Raw genomic sequence first — 23673 nt, forward strand, 5'->3', positions numbered from 1 at the left:
GCGGCCTTGATCGCCATCAAAAACGCGCCACGTGACGGGCACTCAGGCGTTGCGCGCGGCAATGCCCCAGCGCGCCAGCGCCGCGTCGTCGCTGACGCGCGCATCGACCCAACGCGCCCCCTGTGGGGTGTGCTCTTTTTTCCAGAACGGCGCCTGGGTCTTGAGGTAGTCCATCAAAAACTCGCACGCCTGGAATGCCTGGCCGCGATGCGCCGAGGCCACGGCCACCAGCACGATTTGGTCCTGCGGCTGCAGCGCCCCCACGCGGTGGATGACGCGCACACCCAGTATGTCGAAGCGCCGTGCCGCCTCATCGATCATGGCGTCGATGGCGCGCTCGGTCATACCCGGGTAATGCTCCAGCTCCATGGTGGCCACCGAGGCCCCGTCGTTGCGATCACGCACCGTGCCCACGAAGGCGCACACCGCGCCCACGGTCGGCTGGCCGGCGCGCAGGGCGGTCACCTCACGCGCCAGGTCGAAGTCCTCGCTCTGGATGGCGATAAAACGGTGCGCGAGTGCCATGGGCCTATCCTCCAGTGACGGGCGGGAAGAAGGCCACTTCGGCGCCATCGTGCAGCGGCGTACCCTCGTCCGCCATGACCTGATCGACCGACACGCGCACGGCGCGCCCGCGGCCCAATGCCTCGGCCCAGACGCCACCGCGCGCAATCAGCGCGTCGCGCAACGCGCCGACGTGGGATGCGTCGGTGTCCAGCACCTCGGCGGCAGTGCCCACGGCCTCGCGGATGGCGGCAAAGTAGCGCAGTTGGATCTTCATGGACGGTCGTTGAATGAGGGTCAGGGTACCTATGCGGTGCTCGTGACCACGATCATAGCTTGGGCATTTGGCCCGCGGGCACGGCGAGCCAGGCCGACAACGGGCATGCCGGCGCCCACAGGTATCCCTGCGCACGCCGCACGCCGCGCTCGGCCAGAAAATCGCGCTGGGCCACCGTCTCGACCCCCTCCGCCACGAGCTCCAAACCGACCGCACGCCCGAGCTGGATGAGCGACTCGACGAGCGCGTCGGCCTGCGCGGACGTCCCGATGTCGCGCACGAAGCTGCCGTCGATCTTGATCGTGTCCAGCGGCAGGGCACGCAGATACGCCATCGAGGCATAGCCAGTGCCAAAGTCGTCCACCGCCAATCGCACCCCGCGCGCCTCCAGCACGCGCAGGCGGTCCCGCGCCGGTTCGCTGTCGAGCAGCACACTCTCGGTGATTTCCAGCTCCAGCCGGTGGGCAGGCCAACCGCTGCGCGTCAGGCGCGACAACACCTCGTCCACGAACCGTTCCACCTGGAGCTGACGGGGTGAGACGTTGACCGCCAGCCGGCCGAGCGTCCAGCCGGCCGCGTCCAGGCGCTGCCCGTGCTCCAGTGCCAGATCCAGCACCAGCAAACCCAGGCGCTCCATCAGTCCGCCATCCTCTGCCAAGGGAATGAAGGTCGAAGGCGACACCCAGCCCCACTGGGGATGCTGCCAGCGCAGCAAACCCTCGGCAGCCACGATGCGGCCGTCCTGCAAATCCACCTGGGGCTGCCACCACAGCTCGATGGTGCGCTCGGCGATCGCCTGTGCCAACGCTTCGCGCATGGCGCGCGCCTCGTGTGTGGCGTGGCTGAATCCCGCCTCGTACGCGACCACGCGACCGCGTCCCCCTGTTTTGGCGCGGTACATCGCCTCGTCCGCATGGCGCAACAGCGTCACGGCGTCCAGCCCATCACGCGGTGCCAGGGCGATACCAATGCTGGCCGAGATGTGGCAGACCCGCCCGCCCAAGTCGATCGGATTTTGCAGCGCCACCAGCACCGCGTGGGCGCGTTCGGCGGCAATGTCGGCCGTCACATCCTCCAGCACGAGGACAAACTCGTCTCCCCCCAGCCGTGCCACGGTGTCGCCACCGCGCACTTGCGCACGCAAGCGTTGCGCCACCTCGACCAATAGCGCGTCGCCGGCCTCATGCCCCCACTCGTCGTTGATTTCCTTGAAGTGGTCCAGATCGACGTATAGCACCGCCGTCATCGACCGGTGACGATCGGCGCGCGCCAGTGCATGCTCGATGCGCTCGAGGAGCAAACGGCGGTTGGGCAGATCGGTCAGCGGATCGTGTAGGCCGACATGCAGCAAGCGCTGTTCGGCCGCCGTCAGCGCCAACACCTCGCGGCGCAGCTGCGCTTCGCGGCGCTGCAAGCGGCGTTGGTAGATGCGCAGCCGACGCCGTGATTCGTTCATGGCCCGAGCCAGCGCGTGGACCTCACGGGTGCGCCAGTCGGTACGGATCGGCTGTGCCAGCGACAGCTGGCCCACCGCCTGCGCGGCCTGCGCCAAATACTCCAAGGGCTCGGCCAACTGACGAGCAGCGCGGCGGGCGATCCACGCCGCCGCGAGGGACACCGCGATGCCAAACCCCACCAAGGCCGCCAGCCAAACGGTCAGCCCTGGCACGAAGTCCCACCATGGGGCCGCCATCCACAGGGTCAGTGGCAGCTCGCCCAACACGATGGTGTGCTGCACCACCAACCAGTGAAGGCCCGGCATCGCCCAGCGGCTCCCGTCGAGCACCTGCCCTCCCTGCTCTATGGCCTGCCGCAGCAACGGTTGGCCGACCTCGTCGAGGCGCGGCAAGCGCCAGCTGCCCTCTGGCGTTGGCGTCAGCGTCAATGGGGCAAACGACTGTCCCAGCACGTGCCCGCTGGCGTCGGCGACCAGCGTCAGGCCGTGGGCACTAGGGGTCAACGTCTTGGCCAAGGCGTCGATCTCATTGGCGCGCAGATCGAACCCCACGGCCCACGGCAATCCGTCGGCATCGTGCCAACCCAGGGTGACCGTTACCCCCGGCTCGCGCGTGGTAAACAGCACGTATGGCGTGGTCCAGCGTGGCTCGCCCGGTTTTTCCTGGGCCAACCGATACCAAGGCCGCGTCCGTGGATCGTAGGGCAGCTGCTCGCGCCATTCCCGCAACGGGCGCCACTGCGCGTCGAACGACAGAAAGCGCTGTTCGTCCCCCCAACGGGTGCGGTCCGTGATGCGCACGAGCCACTCGCGCTGCTCGGGCCGCCACAGCAGCAACCAGCCTTGGCCCGCGCCATTGCCTGCCACCACCGAGGTGACCAACGGCATGGCGGCCATGGCCAGACGCGCCCGCTCGACGAAGCTCGTCGGACTATCCGCCGATGGTGGTAATGCCTGCAGCCCGTGACCAAACACCTGCAACGCAGCCTGGGTCGAGCCAAGGTTGGCTCGCAGCCGGGCATCTGTCTCACGGGCCACCGAGTCGAACGACGCCCGGGCCGCCTGTTGCGCCATCGGTGCGATGACGCCCACTGCCACCAACAGCGCCATCGCGACGATCAGCGCCAGCGCGCCGCCAATCAGACGGCGACGCAACAGCGAGCGGAACCCGACCCGCTCTGCGGCCATCTTCGACGTTCGGGCAGTGGCGAGCGGGGAGGTCATGCGCACTCCTGAACGTTCGATCCGCCGCTCAGTCCCACCACTCCGCCAGCGGCAGATAGGCCACCACGTCTCCACGCCGTATGACTGCCCCGGCAGGTTTATCCACCAGACCATCGGCCCAGACCATGGAGGTCAGCACGGACGAGTTTTGATTGGGAAACAGGTCTAAACCGCCCTGCGCGTTGCGGCGCACGCGCAAAAACTCGCGCCGTTTGTCGGGGTGCGGCACGTCGAAATGCGCCACCAGCGGCAGCGCCAGTGGCAACGCGGGCGCCACGTCGACCCCTGACAGCCGCAGCAAAAACGCCCGCGCGAGCAGCAGAAAGGTCACGAAGCTGGAGACCGGATTGCCCGGCAGGCCCAACACATGGCAGCGCCCTTGGCCACCCAGCGGCGCACGATCGATCCAACCCTGTGCAAACGGCTTGCCGGGCTTCATGGCAATCTGCCATAAGTCCAGGCCACCCAGCGCCTGCACCACGGGTTTGACGTGGTCTTCCTCGCCCACGGAGACACCGCCCGTGGTCACGATCACGTCGTGCGCGAGCGCGGCGCTGGCCAAAGCCGAGCGCGTCGCCTCGCGATCATCGGGAATGCGCGACAGCACGGTCACGTCGCAGCCCAGGCGCTGCAGCAGCGGCTCCAGAAAATAGCGGTTCGACTCGAAAATCGCCCCCGGTGGCAGGCCCTCGGGCGGCCGCTCCCCCGGGCGGATCAGCTCATCGCCCGTGGCGGCCAGGGCCACGCGCAACCGACGCCGCACGGTCAGCTCGGCCACCCCGATGGAGGCGACCAAGCCCAGATCGGCCGGGCGCAGGCGCCGGCCCGCGGGCAGCACGACGGCACCGACGTGCACATCTTCGCCGCGGCGGCGCACCCACTGGCCCGGCACGGGCACCACGGTCAAGCGCACCCAGCCATGGGGCGCCAGTGCGGCATCCGCATCGGGCGGCGCCTCCGCCGGCGCGGCGTCCTCTTGCATCACGACGGCGTCAGCCCCATCCGGCAGTGGCGCACCGGTAAAGATCCGCGCCACCGCGCCCGGGGGCAGCGCCGCGCTGCCGTGGCCCGCCTGGATGCGCAGGGCCACCGGCAGCGGCCGACCCGCGGCCACGGCGTCTTGCACCTCCGCACAACGCACGGCGTAGCCATCCATCTGGCTGTTGTCGAAGCCGGGTACGTCGAGCGCCGAGACGACCGGCTCGGCCAGCACGCGGCCGGCAGCGGACTGGGTGGGCACGCGCTCCACCTCCGCCACCGGGGTGACGTCGGCCAGCAGCCGCTGCAGGGCCTCTTCCAGCGCCATGAGGCCGGGCCGTGCGGACGCGGTCGGTGACGTCGTCGCCATGGCCTGCCCCTCACCCCGCCGCGCACACCATTTCGATGTACGCCTTGACGCGCTGGGCGTCCGCGGGCAGCACCTGCACCCGCTTGGGTCGGTCCTCGATGCCCTGGTAGCGGGCGGGCCGCTCGGGCTCGCGCCCGAGGGCTTCGACGATGGTGGCGGCAAACTTGACCGGCAACGCCGTCTCGAGCACGATCATGGGCACCCCGGGCTGCCGGTGCTCACGCGCTACCTTGACCCCGTCCGCGGTGTGGGGGTCGATCATGACACCGAAACGCTGCCACGTGTCGCGGATGGTGGCGATGCGGTTGGCGTGCGTGCTGCGGCCACTCAAGAATCCGAAGCGGCTGCGCGCCAGCGCAAACGCCGGGTGGGCCGACAAATCGAAGCGCCCATGGCGCGCCAGCTCATCGGCAAACAGGGCGCGCGTCGCCGCCGCATCGCGCCCCAGCAGGTCGAACACGAAGCGCTCGAAGTTGCTGGCCTTGCTGATGTCCATCGACGGGCTGGACGTCTCGTAGGTGTCGGCGCTGCCCCGCACCCGGTAGACCCCGGTGCGGAAAAACTCGTCGAGCACGTCGTTTTCGTTCGTCGCCACCACCAGGTGGGCAATGGGCAGGCCCATCATGCGGGCGATGTGCCCCGCGCACACGTTGCCGAAATTGCCGCTGGGCACGGCAAAGCTCACGGGCTCGTCGTCGCGCGTGGTGGCCTGGATCCAGCCCGCAAAGTAGTACACCACCTGCGCCAGCAAGCGCGCCCAGTTGATGCTGTTGACGGTGCCGATCTTGAAGCGCCGCTTGAAGTCGAGGTCGTGGCTGACCGCCTTGACGATGTCCTGACAGTCGTCGAACACGCCCTCGATGGCGATGTTGTGGATGTTGGCATCCATCAGGCTGTACATCTGCGCCTGCTGAAACGGGCTCATGCGCCCATGCGGGCTGAGCATGAAGACGCGGATGCCACGCTTGCCGCGCATCGCGTACTCGGCGGCGCTGCCGGTGTCGCCGCTGGTGGCGCCCAGAATGTTGAGCGTCTCACCCCGGCGCGCGAGCTCGTACTCGAACAGGTGGCCCAGCAGCTGCATGGCCATGTCCTTGAAGGCCAACGTGGGCCCATTGGACAGTGCTTCCAGCCAGAGGCCGTCTTCCAAGTGACGCAAAGGCACGATCTCGCCCGTGCCGAACACCTCGGCCGTGTAGGTTTTGGCGCACAGCGCGCGCAGGTCGTCGGCCGGGATGTCGTCGATATAGAGCGACAGGATCTGGAACGCCAGCTCGGCGTAGCCTTGCTCGTGATAGATGCGGCGCCAACGCGCCAGCGTCGCCGCATCGACCTGGGGATACGACTCGGGCAGGTACAAACCGCCGTCGGGCGCAAGGCCCTCGAGCAAAATGTCGCTGAAACGCCGCCGCTCGGGGTGGCCACGGGTCGAGAGGTAGCGCATCAGGCCAACTCCTCCTTACGGATGCGTACCACGGGCGCCAGCACGGTGGGCAGGGCTTGGATGGCATCGAGCGCCTCGTTCATGGTGCCCTCGCTCGTGTCGTGCGTCAAGATGATGAGGTCGGTTTGCGTGCTGCCCTCGCCGCCCACCTCGTCGGCCTCGCGCTGCAGAACGGCGTCGATGCTGATGCCCGCACGCGCCAGCAGCCCCGTCACCTCGGCCAACACACCGGGCTGGTCGGCGACACGCAAGCGCAGGTAGTAGCTCGTGACCACTTGCGCCATGGGCACGATGCGCAGGTCACTCATCGCATGCGGCTGGAACGCCAGGTGCGGCACGCGGTGCTGCGGGTCAGCGGTGTGCAGGCGTGTCACGTCTACCAGGTCGGCGATCACGGCGCTGGCGGTCGGCTCGCTGCCCGCGCCTTTGCCGTAGTAGAGCGTGGTGCCCACCGCGTCGCCCTGCACCACCACGGCGTTCATCGCGCCCTCGACGTTGGCGATCAGGCGCCGCGCCGGCACCAGCGTCGGGTGCACGCGCAGCTCCACGCCACCGGCCACGCGCTTGGTGATGCCCAGCAGCTTGATGCGGTAGCCCAGCTGCTCGGCGTAGCGGATGTCGGCCGCCTGCAGCCGTGTGATGCCTTCGACATACGCCTTGTCGAACTGCACCGGAATGCCAAACGCCAGCGCACTCATCAGCGTGGCCTTGTGTGCGGCGTCGATGCCCTCGATATCGAAGGTGGGATCGGCCTCGGCGTAGCCCAGGCGCTGCGCCTCTTTGAGCACGACGTCGAAATCCAGCCCCTTGTCGCGCATCTCGGACAGGATGAAATTCGTGGTGCCGTTGATGATGCCGGCCACCCACTGGATCTGGTTGGCGGTCAACCCCTCGCGCAACGCCTTGATGATAGGAATGCCGCCGGCCACCGCCGCCTCGAACGCCACCATCACCCCCTTGGTCTGGGCGGCGGCAAAGATCTCGGTGCCGTGCACCGCCAACAATGCTTTGTTGGCCGTGACCACGTGCTTGCCGGCGGCGATCGCCTCCAGCACCAGCGTCTTGGCAATGCCATAGCCGCCGATGAGCTCGACCACGATGTCGATGGAGGGATCGGCGATGACGGCGCGCGCGTCACCCACCACCTGCACCCCGTCGCCGACGATGGCGCGCGCCCGCTCGACGTCGAGGTCGGCCACGGTGACGATGTCGATGCCGCGCCCGGCGCGGCGACGGATTTCTTGCTGGTTGCGCTGTAGCACGCGAAAGACGCCGCTGCCGACGGTGCCGATGCCCAGCAGACCAACGCGGATGGGGGGAAGCGAACTCATGGTGGTGATGTCAGTGAATAGATCGTCGATCGGTGGCGGGAGCGCCCCCGCGCAGGGTCAGTCCGTTCCGTAGCGGCGGCGCAGATGCCCCAAAAAACGCGCAATGCGGCCAATCGCCTCGGCCAGGTCGTCTTCGTGCGGCAAAAAGACGAGGCGGAAATGGTCGGCCGTCGGGTAGTTGAAGCCCGTGCCTTGCACGATCAGCACCTTTTCCTCGGCCAGCAGTTCGTAGGCGAATTGCTGGTCGTCCTCGATCGGGTAGATCGCCGGATCCAGGCGCGGAAACATGTACAGCGTGGCCTTGGGCTTGACGCAGGTCACGCCGGGGATGGCTGTCAACAACCGGTGCGCCAGGTCGCGCTGTCGGCACAGACGCCCCGTGGGCGCGACCAAATCGTTGATGCTCTGGTAGCCGCCCAGCGCGGTCTGGATGGCCAGTTGCCCTGGCGTGTTGGCGCACAGGCGCATCGAGGCCAACATATTCAGCCCCTCGATGTAGTCCTTGGCGCGCCGCTTGTCGCCCGAGACGATCATCCAGCCCGCACGGTAGCCGCACGAGCGGTAGTTTTTGCTCAGCCCGTTGAAGGTGACGAACAGCACGTCGTCGGCCAGCGAGGCGATCGACGTGTGGGTGTGGCCGTCGTAGAGCACCTTGTCGTAGATCTCGTCCGCAAAGACGATCAACCCGTGCTGGCGCGCCAGCGCCACGATGGCCTGCAGCACCTCCACCGGATACAGCGCCCCGGTCGGGTTGTTGGGGTTGATGACGACGATGCCCCGCGTGCGCGGCGTGATCTTGCGCGCCATGTCCTCCAGATCGGGGATCCAGTCGCTGGCCTCGTCGCACAGATAGTGCACCGGCGTGCCGCCCGATAGCGACACCGACGCCGTCCACAACGGGTAGTCGGGCGCGGGAACCAAAATCTCATCGCCCGCGTTGAGCAGCGCGTTCATGCTCATGGTGATGAGCTCACTGGCGCCGTTGCCCAGATAGACGTCGTCCACCGTCACGCCAGGAATACCCTTTTGCTGCGTGTAGTGCACGATCGCTTTGCGCGGGGCAAACAGCCCCTTGCTGTCCGTGTACCCGGCCGCGTGCGGCAGGTTGCGGATCATGTCCTGCACGATCTCATCGGGCGGCTCGAGCCCGAACACAGCCAGGTTGCCGATGTTGAGCTTGATGATCTTGTGGCCATCCTCCTCCATCTGGCGGGCCTTCTCCAGCACAGGCCCCCGGATGTCGTAGCAGACGTTGGCGAGTTTGGCCGATTTGTGGATGACGGGAAACGGCATGGCGCACGGGGTTGGGCGGGTGGAACCTATAATTTCACCACAGTTTGGCCGCCTTTCCGTGCGCGCCGTGCGCCACCGATGAAGTTTCAACCCGACCGCATCGACACCCTGTCCATCCAGGCCCACGGCCCGGGGTGGGTGGTGATCGCGGGCCAGCGGTTCGAGCACAGCGTGGTGGTCAGCGCCAGCGGCCGCCTGCAGGTGTGGGACTGCCGGGCGCACGCCGATCTGACCGCCGCCCACTTCGACCTCCTGGCCGAGGAAGAACCGGAAGTCGTGCTCTTCGGCAGCGGCCAGCGCCTGCGCTTCGTCGCCCCTGCCCTGCTGCGCGGCCTGATCGAGCGCGGCATCGGCGTGGAAACCATGGACACGATGGCCGCGGCGCGCACCTACAACATCCTGGCCGGCGAAGGCCGCCGGGTGGTGGCAGCCCTGTTGATCGAACCCCACGACACGACGCCGGCGGGCTGACTTTCGATCGCCTCCACCCGCCAGACCCGCCCCTCGAATGCGGTAAAATTAGCAAAATGTCCGGCGCAGCCCATCCTGCCGCGCTGCCACGCTCGGCACCCGCTCCACGCGCGAATGGGGCTCAGGGTGTGTGATGGACAGGCCGTCTTTTTCCGGACGCATCCGATCAGCCAATCAGACAGGGGATACGCTTCATGGCCGTCGTCGTCAACAAACCCATTCCCGAGTTCGAAGCGCAAGCGACCGGCGGCGTCAAGGTCACCCACCAGTCCCACCTGGGCAAGACCCTGGTGCTGTACTTCTACCCGAAAGACCACACCCCCGGCTGCACCACCGAGGCGCTACAGTTCCGCGACCAGTATCAAGAGTTCGTCGCCGCCGGTGCCGAGGTGTTCGGCGTCTCGCGCGACAACCTGAAGTCGCACGAAGATTTCAAAGCCAAGCTGGAGCTGCCCTTCGAGCTGATCGCCGACACCGAAGAAAAGATGTGCCACATGTTCGGCGTGGTCAAGAACAAGATCATGTACGGCAAGAAGGTCAAGGGCATCGAGCGCAGCACCTTCTTGATCAGCCCCGAGGGCATCCTGCTGCAAGAATGGCGCGGCGTCAAGGTGCCTGGGCACGTGGACGAAGTCCTGCAGGCCGTCAAGATGCTCAAAAAGGTGGCCTGACGGCAAAACGTCTCGTCGGAAGAAACGGTCCAGCCTAGCGCAGGCAGGGGCGGTGGGCATTCGAGCCAGCTGTCGCCGTCAAGAGAGGAGCGCTCAAAGGATGGGCGTGAACAGTCGGGCGGCTCGGTCGCGCAGCCGCACCGTCAAGGGCTGGGCATGCCATTGTGCCAGGGTGACCAGGTGTGATTCGGCCCGGCGTTCAAAGAAATCGTCTTCGAGCTGGGCCGCAAGGGCGGGATCGTAGACCTCGAGGTTGAATTCGAAATTGAGCCTCAAACTGCGCGTGTCCCAGTTGGCCGAGCCGAGGCTGACCCAATGGCGATCGATCAGCATCAGCTTCGTATGGTCGAAAGGGCCTGGCCGTTCGAAGACACGCACGCCAAACTCGAGCACCTGGGCATAGCTGGCGCGGCTTGCCCATCCGACAAAGGCATGGTCGCAGCGCTGCGGCACGATCACCTCGACTTCCACGCCGCGCAAGGCAGCGGTAGACAGGGCCGTGAGCAAGGTGGTTTCGGGCACGAAATAGGGCGTCCGAATTCGCACGCTGTGCTGTGCGCTCGCAAGCGCGCCGGACCAGGTCCAGAGCAAGCGGTCGATCGTATCGTCGGGGCCAGCTTCGATGCCGCGTGCAAGGGCGCCGCCGCAGCGGTCGCGGTCGCCCGCGGGCCATGCTGCAGCGGAGTCCGGGCCCCCACGCCAGAAGGAGGATTCGAGCCATTCGTCGCTGCTGTCGAACCAGTCGCGCGTGAAGGTCAGCATCATGTGTTCCAGCACCGGTCCTTCGACGCGGAAGTGCAGGTCCCGGAAGGCCGCTTCGGGCTTGTCCGGCGACCAGTAGGACGCTTGAATATTCATGCCGCCCGTGAAGCCGACACACCCATCGACCAGCAGCAACTTGCGGTGGTTGCGCAGCTGAACCGCATGCAGCCGCGCGGGAATGAACGGCGGGTTGAATGAGGCGACGGGCACGCGCTCGCGGACGAGCGCGCGGTAAGCCGTCTGGCGCGAAAGCCGGACATTCACGTCATCGATCAGCACGCGCACGGCCACGCCCCGGCGGTGCGCGCGCGTGAGCGCGTCGACGAAGGCGCCACCGATGCCGTGGCCGTCAAAGATGTAGCTGGCCAGGGCGATGCTGTGACGCGCCTCGTCGATGGCCCGCAGCATCTCGGGGTAGGCGGTCGCACCGCCGTGCAGCGGTTCGATTGCATTTCCCGCCGTCAGTGGCAAGCCCGTGGCCGACTCGACCAGGTGCGCCAAACCCTTAAACGTGAGCGGAACGGGAGGCGGCGTATCATGGCTGGGCTGCGCGGCCACGGCACCACGGTGTACCGAACCCCGCAGACGCCGCGCCCGTCGCTCGATGCGATTGATTCCAAACAGGAGATAGAGCGTCGATCCCGCCAGGGGCAGCACGGCGATGACGATCAGCCACAGCGTGGCCGAGCGCGGCTCGCGCTTGTGCAGCAGCGCGTGGCCCATAAAGAAGGGCGCCACGATGGCCGAAGCCACCAGGGCGCTCAGGGTCCAGGTATTTCCGTCAAGGATAGGCATGGTCGACCGTGACTGACCCAGAGGCGATCGCTCAGCGTGTCAGCGGCTCATCGACCACCACCCTGCAACCACAGGGTCAGCCGCACCCGGCCTTCGCCGGTGGGCCGAACAATGCCTGCATCTTCGAGGCGCGCCTCGACGAAGCTCTGCGCCAGCTCGATCCAGCCGACCACACTGCGCTCGGAGGTATCGAGCACTTCGGCAATGGCGGCATGGGCCAGCGCGTCGAGTTCGGCGAGCAGCAAGGCGCGGCGCCACGCCACCGGCAGGTCTTTGAGCACATCGACCACGTAGGCTTGTTCGCCAGCCCGCTCGGCGGTGGCGGGTTGATCGGTGCTCTCGGCAGCAGCCTCGACCATCTCCGGCAGCACATCGGCGATGCTGAGCGTGTCATCCGGTTGGTAGTACTCGTAGAGTTCTTCTTCGACCATCGACTCGGCGTCGTCCTGCGCGTCCGTCGGCACCGGAGCGTCGAGCGAGACGGCCTCGCCGTATGGGCGGCTGGCGGCGACCTCGCGGTCGATGGCCTTGAAGAGGTTCTTCAGCAGTTGCCGATAGACCGCGTCTGGGTCCGCACCGGGCTGCCACGCGGCTTTGGTCGCGGCGGCGGCCTCGTCGACGACATCGCGCACGGTCGGGTAGTCCGAGGGCAGGTCGCCGACGGCGCGCAAGTAGGCAAGTTCACGGCGCGCCACTGCTTCGAGGCGTTGCAGCAACGCCTCGATGCCCTGTTGCGCCTGCGTCGCCACGGCTTCGGGCAGCGCGGCGATCTGTTCCTTGAGCGCATGCAGCCGCTCGCGGCGCGCCTTGCGCTTGTACTGATCCTGGCCGCGCAGGAGCTCAAAGTGCTTCTTGGCTTCGCGAAACAGGCGCGCCATCGCGGCTTCGCTCGCGACGACCGGGTCAGCGCCCTCGGCGCTCGCAGCGATGATCTTCTTGCCCGGCAGGTGCATGTGCAGCCGCACGGTAAAAGCCTTGCCGCCCCGCTTGGGCTTGCCCAGCGTCGCGTGCAGCACGCTGTCCTCAGCGCCGTGCTTGATCAGCAGAGGCTGGAGCTGCTTGGACATCTGCGCCTCGAGGGCGTGGGCCCAGCCCGGCGCATCCTGCGCCGAGGTGCCTTCGTAATGGAGTTTGATTCTCATGGTGATCTCGGTGGATTAGAGGAACGCCGCCGAGCTTACCAGCGCAGCGAGGCCGCCGCGCCTTGGAAGTCACGCAGCAGTCGGCCCTCGGCCTCACCACGAACGAACTCGAGGCGCGCGCCATAGTCGCGCGCGAGCTGCCAGACATGGTCGCGCAAAGCCACTTCCTGCGGCTGGTCGCAAAAGAGTTTGGCCATTTCTGCCGTGCCGCCCACAGCGCCCTCAGGGCAGCGCCAGATGCGTGCATCCAGCGCCCAGGGCAGCACCAGCGTTTCCACACGGCCCAGTTGCAGCGCGTCGAGCACGGGGTCCAGACCCCAGACGCCCGGCTGCTCCTTGATGCGTTCCAGCAGCGCCAATTCGGCCTGACGTTCGGCTGCTTCGAGGGCCGGCGTCACACGTTCGAGCAAGTCGGCCGGTGTCGGGTTCGATGCGTTGCCGGGCTGGGGCACGCGAGCGACCACCCGGTTGCGCAGGCCGCGGCTGAGGTAACCCTCGAAATGCGACACCTGCCACGGTTCGCCCATGAGGACGAGGCGCTCGACGCCCAAGCGGTCGACCGTCTTGTCGAGCGCCTGGGCGAGGCGCGTGTAGAGCTTGTGCATCCAGGTGCTGACTTTCGCGGCTTCGCGCTCTTTCGGCGAGAGCTTGTCGAAGCTGCCACCCGTGTGCGCACGGCGCAGCGCTGCGGCGTTTTCGATGCGCTCGGCCAGATCTTTGAGCTCCCGCCATTCGTCGGCGCTGATGTCGGCGAATACGGCGGTGTCTTCACGCAACTCGCCCAGGAACAACTCATAAAAGCGCCACTTCGCGCCTTCGAGATGGAGCACACCGCCACGCTCGTATTCGTCCGCGGCGAAGAAAATGGGCGTCAGATACGGCTCGCCCCAGCGCGCTTCCACGCGCCCCTGGGCCAGGTCGACCACCGGTAGATCCAGCTGCAGGTCGATGCGGCGCACGACCAGACGGCCGCGCAAGCCGCGAGTGGCAAACAGCGCCAGCGTGCGTGCAGCCGGCCGTTCCTCGTCGATGAGCGCCAGGACTTCGTCATACAGCGGCGTGTCGCGCTTGCCGTGAGCGTCGCGGATTTCGGGCAGGTCCTTGAGGGCGTTTTTGATGCGCTTGGCCCACGCGCGGCCCGCGTTTTCAGGGCGTGCGGGGTTGATGTCCGCATAAATGGACAAAACAGGGGCTCCTGCGCCGCCAAACGCGGACTGCAGGTCTTGGGTCAATGAATCGAGTTCGGTCATGTTGTGTTTCTCTTTCTCTAGGGTTGCTTTCGGAAGCGTCGAGTCGACGCAAGGCTGAGTCGGTCGCCCTGAACCGGTGCGGGACGCTCAGCCCTGCGTTCGGGTTTGCCGGACGCTCAGGCGCTCTTGCGCAGTCGGAGCGCCAAAGCCAGCAACAGGGCGCCCGCGATCAGGGCGTATACACCCATCATCAGGCCCATGGTCACCATGCCGGCATCGGGATACAAGGCCAGCACGACCGGAACGGCAGCGCCGAGGGCGACGCTGATGGCGCCGCTGAGCATCAGGATCCAGCCTCGGCCGCCTTCGCGCTGCAGGCGACGGCCGGCAGAAAATTCGAAGACGCCGGTGGCGATCGCCCACAGCGACAGCAGCACCCAGTTGAAGACGACCAGCGCCATGGCCGCCGCCCAGGGCACGACGACCACCACGATGCCAGCGAAGATGCCAATCACGCCACGCAGCACCCAGGACCACCATCGGTCGGTCTTCTGGCGCGCGTGATGGATGCCCAGGCCCACCGACAACACACCGTCGGCGAGGGCATAAGCACCAAAGACGAAGGTCAGCGCGTAGACGGCCGCCAGCGGCGACCACAGCGCAATGGCGCCAAACAGCAGCGCCAGCACGCCCCGCAGCGCCAGCCACTTCCAGTTCGTCTGGATCAGGGAGACGGAGGCGTTTTGGGTGACGCCGTCGTCGAACGTTTTCACAAGGTTATCCGTCATGATGGGGCTCCTCGATCAACGTTGGGTGGCGTTGGCTAACCAGCCGCTGCCGGACTTGCCGCCCTCGGTCTGCTTGCGCGCCTGGGTCTGGACATCGGCGTTGGCGCCGGGCACTGGCTTGGTGGCGGCGGGTGCCGCATCGGCTGCATAGGCCGAGGCGCCGCCAAAGGCCAGCGCAGCCGCGAGCGCGAGGTGGCTGGGTTTGAGGGTTTTGAGTGAGGTTTTCATCGTCGATCCTTCCGTTGTTGCTGTTGTCGAGACGACGCCAATCTGGCGGCGGCAACAGGCTGCCGCGCAAAATCAAGTGCCCGCAAATCGGGTAGCGCCTGGTGGGCAGATGGGTATGAGACAAGAGATATCAAGCGGGAGGCGACGCGATTTTTCTGGCATCATCGCCGTATGCCTTTGCCACCTCCACCACGCCGCAAGGCCGACCGCGTCGACCTCAAAAAACTCTCCGCCACCGCCACCCCCGCAGCCGACGATGCGCCCGCTGAAGAGCCGCAGGTGACGCCGCCGCCCCCCCTGGCGGCAGACGCATCGGCCATGACGCCCACGGCCCGAACCGGGCGGGGTCGGCGTCGCTCCACCGGCGCCGTGCGAGCCGAGACCCCGGCTGAGGCCCCAGGCGCTGACGCGATTGCTACCGCAAGTGTCGCCGTGGCCCCCCCCGCGCCAGCGGCGCCCCCCCAGACCGCCCTACCCGCGCGCGCGCAGCGGGAGGCCACGCGGCGCTCGCCGACCCGCCGGCGGGCGGCGTCCGACGGTCGGCGCCGGTTGTTCGTGCTCGACACCAATGTGCTGATGCACGACCCGTCCTGCCTGTTTCGCTTCGAGGAGCACGACATCTTCCTGCCGATGATCGTGCTGGAAGAGCTGGACAACAACAAAAAGGGCATGAGCGAGGTGGCGCGCAACGCGCGCCAGGCCAGCCGCTCGCTGGACGCACTGGCCGCTTGTGCCAACGGTGACATCCGCGCCGGACTTCCCCTGTCCGCACTCGGCAACACCGAGGCCAGCGGCACCCTGTTCTTCCAGACCGAGCTGCTGCCGCACGCGCTGCCCGCCGATCTTCCTCAGGGCAAAGCGGATAACCAGATTTTGTCGGTGGTGCAGGCGCTCACCCAGCGCCACCCCGAGCGCGACGTCGTGCTGGTGTCGAAAGACATCAACATGCGCATCAAGGCGCGCGCCCTGGGTCTGGCCGCCGAGGACTACGAAAACGACAAGACGCTCGACGATGCTGACATGCTCTACAGTGGCATGTTGGCATTGCCGACCGACTTCTGGAGCCGCCACAGCAAGACGGTGGAGAGCTGGCAGCAGGGTGGGCATACCTTCTACCGCATCTCGGGGCCGATCGCCGAGCAGCTCTACCTGAACCAGTTCGTGTACTACGAAGCACCGGGTGAGCCGCCGCTGTACGCACGGGTGGTCGAGTTGCGCGGCAAGTCGGCCGTGCTGCGCACGCTGCGCGACTATACACACCTCAAGAGCGCAGTCTGGGGCGTGACCGCGCGCAACCGAGAGCAAAACTTCGCCCTCAACCTGCTGATGGACCCGGAGATCGACTTCGTCACCCTGGCCGGCACCGCGGGCACCGGCAAGACGCTGATGGCGCTGGCCGCGGGCCTGAGCCAGGTGCTGGACGAGCGGCGCTACACCGAAATCATCATGACACGCGCCACGGTCAGCGTGGGTGAGGACATCGGCTTTTTGCCCGGCACCGAGGAAGAAAAAATGGGCCCCTGGATGGGCGCGCTCGATGATAACTTGGAGTTTCTGGCCAAGGGCGGCCAAAGCCCGGCCGGCGACTGGGGCCGCGCAGCCACGCAAGATCTGATCCGCAGCCGCATCAAGATCAAGAGCCTGAACTTCATGCGCGGGCGTACGTTTCTGAACAAATACGTCATCATCGACGAGGCGCAAAACCTCACGCCCAAGCAGATGAAGACGCTGATCACGCGCGCCGGCCCCGGCACGAAGTTGGTCTGCATGGGCAACCTGGCGCAGATCGACACACCGTACCTGACCGAGGGCTCGTCCGGCCTGACCTATGTGGTCGACCGCTTCAAGGGCTGGCCGCACGGGGGGCACGTGACGCTGGCCCGCGGCGAGCGCTCGCGCCTGGCGGATTTTGCTAGCGAGGTGCTGTAAGCACGGACTCCGCCACTGGCGTCCGGTCTGGCCCCGGGACGCGGCGGCGCGCGAGCAGCACATACATCGTGGGCACGACGAATACCGTCAGCAGCGTGCCCACGCTCATGCCGCCCACGATGACCCAGCCGATTTGCTGACGGCTCTCGGCCCCGGCACCGGTGGCCAGCGCCAGCGGCAGCGCACCCAGCACCATCGCACCCGTGGTCATCAGAATCGGGCGCAGGCGCAGCTCGGCCGCACGTCGCACCGCCTCGCCCAGGGCCAAGCCCTGCTGGCGCAGCTGGTTGGCAAACTCCACGATCAAAATGCCGTGCTTGGTAATCAGCCCTACCAGGGTCACCAGGCCAATCTGACTGAACACGTTGAGCGTGCCACCCGTCCAGCGCAAGGCCGCCAGCGCCCCCAGCATCGACAGCGGCACCGACAGCATGATGATGAAGGGGTCGAGAAAGCTCTCGAACTGCGCGGCCAGCACCAGGTAGATGAACACCAGCGCCAGCACGAAGACCACCGCCAGAGACCCGGAGGCGGCGCGGAACTCGCGGCTCGCACCGTTGAGGTCGGTGGTGTAGCCCTCGGGCAGCACCTCGCGCGCGATCTGGTCCATGGTGCGCAGCGCCTCGCCCAGTGCAAAGTCGGGCGCCAGGTTGGCGGTGAGCGTGGCGCTGCGACGCTGCGCAAAGTGGTTGAGCTCGCGCGGTGCGACCACTTCCTGCACCCGCACCACGGCCGACAGCGGCACCATCGTGTGGTTGCGCCCGCGCACGTACAAGCGCTCGATGTCCTGCGGGGCGCGGCGCTCGTCGGCGCTGGTCTGCACGATCACGTCGTACTGCTCGCCCTCACGCTTGTAGCGGCCCACGACGCGCCCGCCCAGCATGGATTCGACCGTGCGCGCCACGGCATCCACACTTACCCCTAAAGCGGCGGCGCGCTCGCGGTCCACCTCCAGGCGCAGCTCGGGCTTGTTCATGCGCAGGTCGGTGTCCACCTGCAAAAAGCCAGGAAAGTCGGCCATGCGGCGCTGAAACTCCGCCACCACGCGCGCCAGGCTGGCGTAGCTGTCGTTGGTGGTGATGACGAAGTTGACCGGCCGCTCGCGAAACCCCTGCCCAAGCGACGGCGGCGTGATGGGGAAGGCCGTCACGCCCGGTACGGCAGCGATGCGCGGCGCCATCTCGCGCACCAGTGCCAGCGTGCTGCGCTCGCGCTCCTCCCACGGCTTGGCACGGAAAAAAACCGTGGCTTGCGAGACGGTGGGGTTGCCGATGAGCGCGAAGATGCGGTCGAACTCCGGGTAGTCGCTGCCGATGCGCTCGATGGCCGCCGCATAGCGCGACGTGTAGGCAGCGGTCGCCCCATCGGGGGCGTTCACGATGGTCAGGATCACGCCGCGATCCTCCAGCGGCGCGAGCTCTTGCTTGGTGGTGCGCAGCAACCACACGCTGGCGGCAGCGCTGGCCAGCATCAGGCCCACCACCCCCCAGCGCCAGCGCAACGCCACGTCCAGCGCGCGGCCGTATCCATGCACCAACGCTTGCAGCACGCGCTCCATGCTGCGGTCAAACCATCCGCGTCGCTGCTGGTGGCGCAGCAGTTTGGCGCACATCATGGGCGACAGCGTCAACGCCACGAAGCCCGACACCAGCACCGCCCCGGCGAGTGCGAGCGCAAACTCGGCAAACAGGCGTCCGGTGCGCCCCGGGGTCAGCGCCAGCGGCGCATACACCGCGGCCAGCGTCAACGTCATGGCCACCACGGCAAAGGCGATTTCACGCGAGCCACGGATCGCCGCCGCCAGCGGCGTCATACCCGCTTCGATGTGGCGGTGGATGTTTTCCAGCACGACGATGGCGTCATCCACCACCAGGCCGATGGCGAGCACCAGCGCGAGCAGCGTCAGGGTGTTGATGGAAAAGCCAAACAGCGCCATCAGCGCAAACGCGCCGATGAGGCTGACCGGGATGGTGACGAGCGGAATGATCGATGCGCGCAACGTCCGCAAAAACAGCACGATCACCAGCGTCACGAGCACCACTGCTTCGAGGATGGTCTGGTACACCGCGCGGATCGAGCGGTCGATGAACACCGAGTTGTCGTTGGCCACCTGCACGTCGACGCCGGCGGGCAGGTCACCCTGCACGCGCTCGAGCAGCCCGCGCACGCTGGCGGAGAGTTCCAGCGGATTGGCCGTCGCCTGGCGGATGACGCCCAGCGAGACCGTATCGCGGCCGTTGAGCCGAACCGACGTGCGTTCATCGGCTGCCCCTTCGGCAACATCGGCCACATCGCCGATGCGCACCGGCAACCCACCCGCCGTGCGGATGACCACGTCGGCAAAGGCGGATGCGCTGCGCAGGTCGGTGGCGGCGGTGACGTTGAACTCGCGCAGTTGGCTCTCGACCCGGCCGGCGGGCACCTCCAAGTTGGCCCGGCGCAGCGCGTCCTCCAGATCCTGCACCGTCAGCCCGTAGGCGGCCAGGCGGTCTGGGTCGGGCCGCACGCGCATGGCGAAGCGGCGTTCCCCAAAGACGCGCACCTCGGCCACGCCGGTGGCGGTTTGCAGCACCGGTTTGGCGATGCGGTTGGCCAAATCGGTCAGCGCCAGCGGCGAATAACGGTCGGACGACAGCGCAATCCAGATGACGGGGAAGGCGTCGGCCTCGACCTTGGCCACCACGGGCTCGTCCACCGACTGCGGCAGGCGCCCGCGCACCCGAGCCACCTTATCGCGCACCTCGGCGGCCGCCGCATCAGGGTCGCGTTCCAGGCGAAAACGCACCGTGATCTGGCTCTGCTCCGGGCGGCTGATCGAGGTGATGACGTCCACCCCCTCGATGCCGGCAAGTGAGTCCTCCAACACTTTGGTCACGGTGGACTCCATCACCTCACTGGACGCGCCAGCCAAGCGCGTCGTGACGGTGACCACGGGTTCGTCGATCTTGGGATACTCGCGCACCGGCAGCTGGGTGAACGCCACCCAGCCCACGAGCACGATCAACAGCGACAGCACGGTGGCAAACACCGGGCGGCGGATGGCGATTTCGGGCAGTGGCATCGGGCAGCTCCCGGGGGGTCAGGACGCGGCCTGCGGCGCGCGCGGCGGCCGGTTGGGGTCGATCACCCGCACCGGGGTGCCATCTTTTTGCAGCCGCTGCTGCCCCGCCACGACGATGGTATCGCCGGGCTGCAGGCCCTCCGTTACCTGCACGCGGCCGTCGCGCCGCACGCCCAGGCGCACGGACACCCGCTCCGCCTGCGGCGGCGCGTCGCCCTGTGCCGGGCGCAGCCGCCACACCCAAAACTGCTGCCCCTGCGGCACAATGGCTTCCTCTGGCACCATCAGCGCCGCGGGGTCGCGCCCCAGCTCGAGCGCCACGCGCGCGAACATCCCGGGCTGCAGGCCCTGCTGCCCCTGCTCGAGCTGCGCGCGCACGATGAGCGCGCGCCCGTCGGCATCAAGCGCCGGGTCGATGGCCTGCACGCGCGCCAATACGTCCTGCTGGGGCCGGGGATCCACGCGCAGGCGCAGCGTCTGCCCCAACCGCACTTGCGGCTGCCAACGCTCCGGCAAACGAAAATCAACGACGAGGCGCGAGGTGTCCTCCAGGTGCACCAGTTCGGTGCCGTCCTTCACATACTCCCCCACGTGCACCTGGCGGATGCCCGCCACGCCGTCGAACGGCGCCAACAGCCGCATGCGCTGCAGCCGCGCCTGCGCCAAGGCCACCTGCGCCTGCGCCACCTGCACCGCAGCGCGGCTCTCATCCAGCACCCGCTGCGCCACGAACCCCTGTGCCACCAGCTCCTCGTTGCGGCGCAGGTTGGCCTGCTGCACCGCCAGTTGCGCCTGCGCCTGGGCCAGTTCGGCCTGCTGCAGCGCGTCGTCGAGCTGGAACAGCACCTGCCCCTTGCGCACAGGCGCGCCGTCAACGAAGCCGATGGCCACGATGCGCCCGGCCACCTCCGGCCGGATGGCCACCCGCTGGCGCGCCAGCAGCGTGCCGACCGCCTGCGCCTCTTGCACGAGCGGGACCGCCTGCACGATGGCCACCTCCACCGCTGGCGGCCCGCCGCGGCCGGGGCCACCAGCGGCACCCGGGCCAGAGCCTGTGCCCGCGCCGCCACGCGGGGCTCCCGACGCGGCGCCAGCGGCCGCTGTTGACGCGCCACCCGCCGACCCCGCCGCCGTCCCGGCGCCAGCCGTCGCCGCAGGCATCCTCTGCCACCACCAGCCCGCCGCAGCTACCACGGCCAGCACGACGACGGCCACGATGGCATGGATGCGCGGACGGACCTGGGGCATGGGCATCTCCCGTGAATGAGCAGGGCTAACCGTATCAGCCGGCGAGTCTCAACTGTAGCCCAGCCACGTTGCTCGCGTGTAAACCCGAGGCAAACACCGCCACTAGCGCGGCACCCCCCGATTGGCCAGTGCATCGGCGCGCTCGTTGCCCGGGTCGCCGGTGTGGCCGCGCACCCAGTGCCATTCGATGCGGTGCCCGCGGGTGTGCACCAGCTCGTCGAGTTGGCGCCACAGGTCGGCGTTTTTGACCGGTTGCTTGGACGCGGTCTTCCAGCCCTTGGCCTTCCAACCGGGCAGCCATTCGGTGATGCCCTTGCGCACGTACTCGCTATCCAAATAAACGTGCACGTGGCAGGGGCGCTTGAGCAATGCCAACGCCTCGATAACAGCGCGCAGTTCCATGCGGTTGTTGGTGGTCAGCGACTCGCCGCCGCAAAGTTCTTTTTCGGTGCCACCGGCGCGCAGCAGCGCCCCCCAGCCCCCGGGGCCGGGGTTGCCCTTGCAGGCGCCGTCGGTGTAGATGGTGACTTCGGTCATGACAAACTCGGGGTGTCGCGGTCGCGCCGTGCCACCACCGCCGGCGCCGCGGCGGCGCGGGTAGGCCGCCACGCGGGCCCGAGCAGGTGCATGCCGCGCACGCGCTTGACCGCCACGATGAAATAAACCGCACCCAAAAGCGGCCACCAGCGCGGCCCGAGCCGGTCCATCCAATCGAAGCGCTGCAACCAGCGTTCGGACCGCACGGCGGGCCGGTAGCAGCCGCGCTCGATGGCCTCGACCTCGAAGCTGAGCAGGCGCAGCCAGTCGCACAAGCGCCACGGGCCGATGAAGGCGCCCGCCTCCGGCAGGTATAGCCGCGCCAGGCGCGTCTGGCCTAACCCCAGGCGCGTCGCCGCATGCGCGCGGAACTGCCGCATGCCCCACCAGCTGGCGGGATTCAAGCCGCTGACGATGACGCGGCCGTTGGGCACCAGCACGCGCTCGACCTCGCGCAGCACGGCATGTGGGTCGGCACTGAGCTCCAGGGTGTGGGGCAGCAGCACGAGGTCGAGACTGGCGGCTGGAAACGGCAACGCGGCCGCGTGCGTGACCAGGTCGACCGGACGGGCCGGGCCACCCTCCGTCGACCAGGCAACGCCGCCGGGCGCTTCGGGCAGTGCCAGCCAGCGATGCGGCATGCGGTTGTTGGCCAGCGCGTCCAGTGGCGGCAGGCCCAGTTGCAGCGCATGGTATCCAAACGCATCGGCGACCGCGTCGGCAAACCGGGCGCGCTCCCAATCGAGCAGATAGCGCCCTGGCGGGGTCTGGAACCAAGCGGCCAGTTCCGCCCCGAGCGCCTGCGCCTCGTCGCTGGCCCGCTGCGGCTGCGTTTCGGCGGCACGATCATCGGACATGGCCGACAGCGACGACGGTCAGTCGGCGGCGGCGGCCAGCGCCGGTGCCGGCGCCGCATCGGTATCGGCGTCGGGCTGGCCCAACACCACGGCGCGCACCATCTCACGCATGGCGCGCTTTTCGGGGAACGTCAGGTTGCGCCCCAGTTCGTGCCGCACACGCATCAGGATGCGTCGGTCGGCTTCGGGCGGCACGCCGATCTGCCCGCGCATGGCATCGGCCAGTTCTTGCCGTCCGTCTTCAGGCTCGTCGTCCCACCACGACTGGATGATGCGCGAAATCTCCGCACGCCAGTGGTCGTCGGGCTCGGCCGGGGCGCGCGAGGGCGGCACCGAGCGCTGGCCGGCATCGATGTCGTCGCCCTCTGCCCCGCTGGCGCGCGGCACAGCGTAGCCCACACCCGGTGTGGTCAGCGCACTCCAGGCGCCCATGGGCACGGCCACACGGCGGTCGGCCTGCATCAGCAGCCGGGCCCAGCTCGGGTCTTCCTTCGACAAGTGGCCGAAGTCGTGCACCGCGTCATCCGCCACCAGCACCACCCGCGCACCCCAGGACTGCGCTTCGTCCAGATAGGGAATCAGGCGCTCGTCATCGCTGGCGACGAGCAGCCAGCCCGCGCCGTGGCGCGCCAACTGGACGATCTCTTGCCCCAGCGCGCGCACCAGCGACAGCCCACCGTCGGTCGAGTGTCGCGGTACCAGCCGCACCACGATGTCGTCGTGCAGCTCGGTCGGCGACGCGTCGCTGAAGAGTAGCGTGCGCAGCAAGGGGGCTTCGGCGCCCGCGAGCCGGGCCAGGTGCGCCAGCACGCCAGCCAGCGATCCGCGCTGCAGCGTGTTGTGCTGCGTTCCGGTGACCTGAGACGCGAGCCAGACCAAGTAGCGTTCATCGACCAGCGCGATGACCGACCCACCCGTGGCTGCCGACGACGCGGACGACCCCAAACGATGGGGGGAGCGCTTATTGAGGTGGTATTTGGTTTTCATGAAGAACGATCCGATGGGGAGGTATGTTCAGCGGCAGAGTCACACCAGCCGACTGAAACGATAGAAAGCCAAAAGGCGTGGCGAATGCAAAGGTTGCCACACGCGGATTGTGCCGCAAGTGCGGGCTGCA

The 23673-nt window shown here is 67.7% G+C and carries 20 protein-coding genes; 3 read left to right on the forward strand and 17 right to left on the reverse strand.

Features of this window, described 5'->3' with window-relative positions; genetic code table 11:
- Positions 1 to 42: 42 nt before the first annotated feature.
- Genes ACPP3B_RS00400 through ACPP3B_RS00430 form a run of 7 tightly spaced genes read right to left on the reverse strand, consistent with a single transcriptional unit; the run spans position 43 to position 8877 of the window.
- Positions 43 to 525, reverse strand: coding sequence for a molybdenum cofactor biosynthesis protein MoaE (locus ACPP3B_RS00400; RefSeq protein ID WP_299021064.1), 483 nt, complete (start codon positions 523 to 525; stop codon positions 43 to 45).
- 4 nt (positions 526 to 529) lie between these two features.
- Positions 530 to 781, reverse strand: coding sequence for a MoaD/ThiS family protein (locus tag ACPP3B_RS00405; protein ID WP_299021066.1), 252 nt, complete (start codon positions 779 to 781; stop codon positions 530 to 532).
- A 52-nt stretch (positions 782 to 833) separates the two neighbouring features.
- Positions 834 to 3461 (reverse strand): bifunctional diguanylate cyclase/phosphodiesterase, encoded by a 2628-nt coding sequence (locus ACPP3B_RS00410; RefSeq protein WP_424859402.1) that lies wholly within the window; start codon positions 3459 to 3461, stop codon positions 834 to 836.
- A gap of 28 nt (positions 3462 to 3489) precedes the next feature.
- Positions 3490 to 4809: a gephyrin-like molybdotransferase Glp gene (gene glp, locus ACPP3B_RS00415; protein ID WP_424859403.1), complete on the reverse strand. Its 1320-nt coding sequence runs from the start codon at positions 4807 to 4809 to the stop codon at positions 3490 to 3492.
- A gap of 10 nt (positions 4810 to 4819) precedes the next feature.
- Positions 4820 to 6253 carry a threonine synthase gene (thrC, locus tag ACPP3B_RS00420; RefSeq protein ID WP_424859404.1) on the reverse strand — a complete coding sequence of 478 codons (1434 nt, stop codon included), beginning with the start codon at positions 6251 to 6253 and terminating at the stop codon, positions 4820 to 4822.
- Positions 6253 to 7584 carry a homoserine dehydrogenase gene (locus ACPP3B_RS00425; RefSeq protein ID WP_424859405.1) on the reverse strand — a complete coding sequence of 444 codons (1332 nt, stop codon included), beginning with the start codon at positions 7582 to 7584 and terminating at the stop codon, positions 6253 to 6255. Before ACPP3B_RS00425 ends, thrC begins: the two co-directional genes overlap by 1 nt.
- A 57-nt stretch (positions 7585 to 7641) precedes the next feature.
- On the reverse strand, positions 7642 to 8877 hold the full coding sequence (locus tag ACPP3B_RS00430; protein WP_424859406.1) for a pyridoxal phosphate-dependent aminotransferase: 1236 nt from the start codon (positions 8875 to 8877) through the stop codon (positions 7642 to 7644).
- 78 nt (positions 8878 to 8955) lie between these two features.
- On the opposite strand from ACPP3B_RS00430, the gene ACPP3B_RS00435 reads away from it, so the two are divergent.
- The gene (locus ACPP3B_RS00435; RefSeq protein WP_299021079.1) at positions 8956 to 9348 is read left to right on the forward strand and encodes an Mth938-like domain-containing protein; all 393 of its coding nucleotides are present in this window, start codon (positions 8956 to 8958) and stop codon (positions 9346 to 9348) included.
- Positions 9349 to 9542: 194 nt separating this feature from the next.
- Positions 9543 to 10019, forward strand: a complete 477-nt coding sequence (locus ACPP3B_RS00440; RefSeq protein ID WP_299021081.1) for a peroxiredoxin — start codon at positions 9543 to 9545, stop codon at positions 10017 to 10019.
- A gap of 93 nt (positions 10020 to 10112) precedes the next feature.
- Here the strand turns inward: ACPP3B_RS00440 and cls are convergent, their stop codons facing one another.
- The 5 genes from cls to ACPP3B_RS00465 all read right to left on the reverse strand — a co-directional run bounded on the left by cls (position 10113) and on the right by ACPP3B_RS00465 (position 14924).
- Positions 10113 to 11576, reverse strand: a complete 1464-nt coding sequence (cls, locus tag ACPP3B_RS00445; protein WP_299021083.1) for a cardiolipin synthase — start codon at positions 11574 to 11576, stop codon at positions 10113 to 10115.
- A gap of 47 nt (positions 11577 to 11623) precedes the next feature.
- Positions 11624 to 12718: a hypothetical protein gene (locus ACPP3B_RS00450; protein ID WP_299021085.1), complete on the reverse strand. Its 1095-nt coding sequence runs from the start codon at positions 12716 to 12718 to the stop codon at positions 11624 to 11626.
- 35 nt (positions 12719 to 12753) lie between these two features.
- On the reverse strand, positions 12754 to 13968 hold the full coding sequence (locus tag ACPP3B_RS00455) for a VLRF1 family aeRF1-type release factor (RefSeq protein ID WP_299021087.1): 1215 nt from the start codon (positions 13966 to 13968) through the stop codon (positions 12754 to 12756).
- 116 nt (positions 13969 to 14084) lie between these two features.
- A complete protein-coding gene (locus ACPP3B_RS00460) occupies positions 14085 to 14696 on the reverse strand; it encodes an HdeD family acid-resistance protein (RefSeq protein ID WP_424859407.1) in 612 nt (203 codons plus the stop codon).
- 15 nt (positions 14697 to 14711) lie between these two features.
- Positions 14712 to 14924, reverse strand: coding sequence for a hypothetical protein (locus ACPP3B_RS00465; RefSeq protein ID WP_299021092.1), 213 nt, complete (start codon positions 14922 to 14924; stop codon positions 14712 to 14714).
- 171 nt (positions 14925 to 15095) lie between these two features.
- Between ACPP3B_RS00465 and ACPP3B_RS00470 the strand changes: the two genes are divergently transcribed.
- Positions 15096 to 16853, forward strand: a complete 1758-nt coding sequence (locus ACPP3B_RS00470; RefSeq protein WP_424859408.1) for a PhoH family protein — start codon at positions 15096 to 15098, stop codon at positions 16851 to 16853.
- Here ACPP3B_RS00470 and ACPP3B_RS00475 read toward each other — a convergent pair.
- The 5 genes from ACPP3B_RS00475 to ACPP3B_RS00495 all read right to left on the reverse strand — a co-directional run bounded on the left by ACPP3B_RS00475 (position 16837) and on the right by ACPP3B_RS00495 (position 23543).
- Complete coding sequence (locus ACPP3B_RS00475; protein ID WP_424859409.1) at positions 16837 to 19914, reverse strand: efflux RND transporter permease subunit; 3078 nt, start codon at positions 19912 to 19914, stop codon at positions 16837 to 16839. The two genes, ACPP3B_RS00470 and ACPP3B_RS00475, sit on opposite strands and share 17 nt — an antisense overlap.
- Before the next feature lie 18 nt (positions 19915 to 19932).
- The gene (locus ACPP3B_RS00480; protein WP_424859410.1) at positions 19933 to 21162 is read right to left on the reverse strand and encodes an efflux RND transporter periplasmic adaptor subunit; all 1230 of its coding nucleotides are present in this window, start codon (positions 21160 to 21162) and stop codon (positions 19933 to 19935) included.
- Positions 21163 to 21264: 102 nt separating this feature from the next.
- The gene (gene rnhA / locus ACPP3B_RS00485) at positions 21265 to 21699 is read right to left on the reverse strand and encodes a ribonuclease HI (RefSeq protein WP_424859411.1); all 435 of its coding nucleotides are present in this window, start codon (positions 21697 to 21699) and stop codon (positions 21265 to 21267) included.
- Positions 21696 to 22484: a class I SAM-dependent methyltransferase gene (locus tag ACPP3B_RS00490; protein ID WP_314225983.1), complete on the reverse strand. Its 789-nt coding sequence runs from the start codon at positions 22482 to 22484 to the stop codon at positions 21696 to 21698. Before ACPP3B_RS00490 ends, rnhA begins: the two co-directional genes overlap by 4 nt.
- A 90-nt stretch (positions 22485 to 22574) precedes the next feature.
- Positions 22575 to 23543 (reverse strand): hypothetical protein, encoded by a 969-nt coding sequence (locus ACPP3B_RS00495; protein WP_424859412.1) that lies wholly within the window; start codon positions 23541 to 23543, stop codon positions 22575 to 22577.
- Between the last annotated feature and the right edge of the window lie 130 nt (positions 23544 to 23673).

Origin of the sequence: Tepidimonas sp. HKU77, assembly GCF_049728535.1 — a bacterium.
Lineage (GTDB): Bacteria > Pseudomonadota > Gammaproteobacteria > Burkholderiales > Burkholderiaceae_C > Tepidimonas.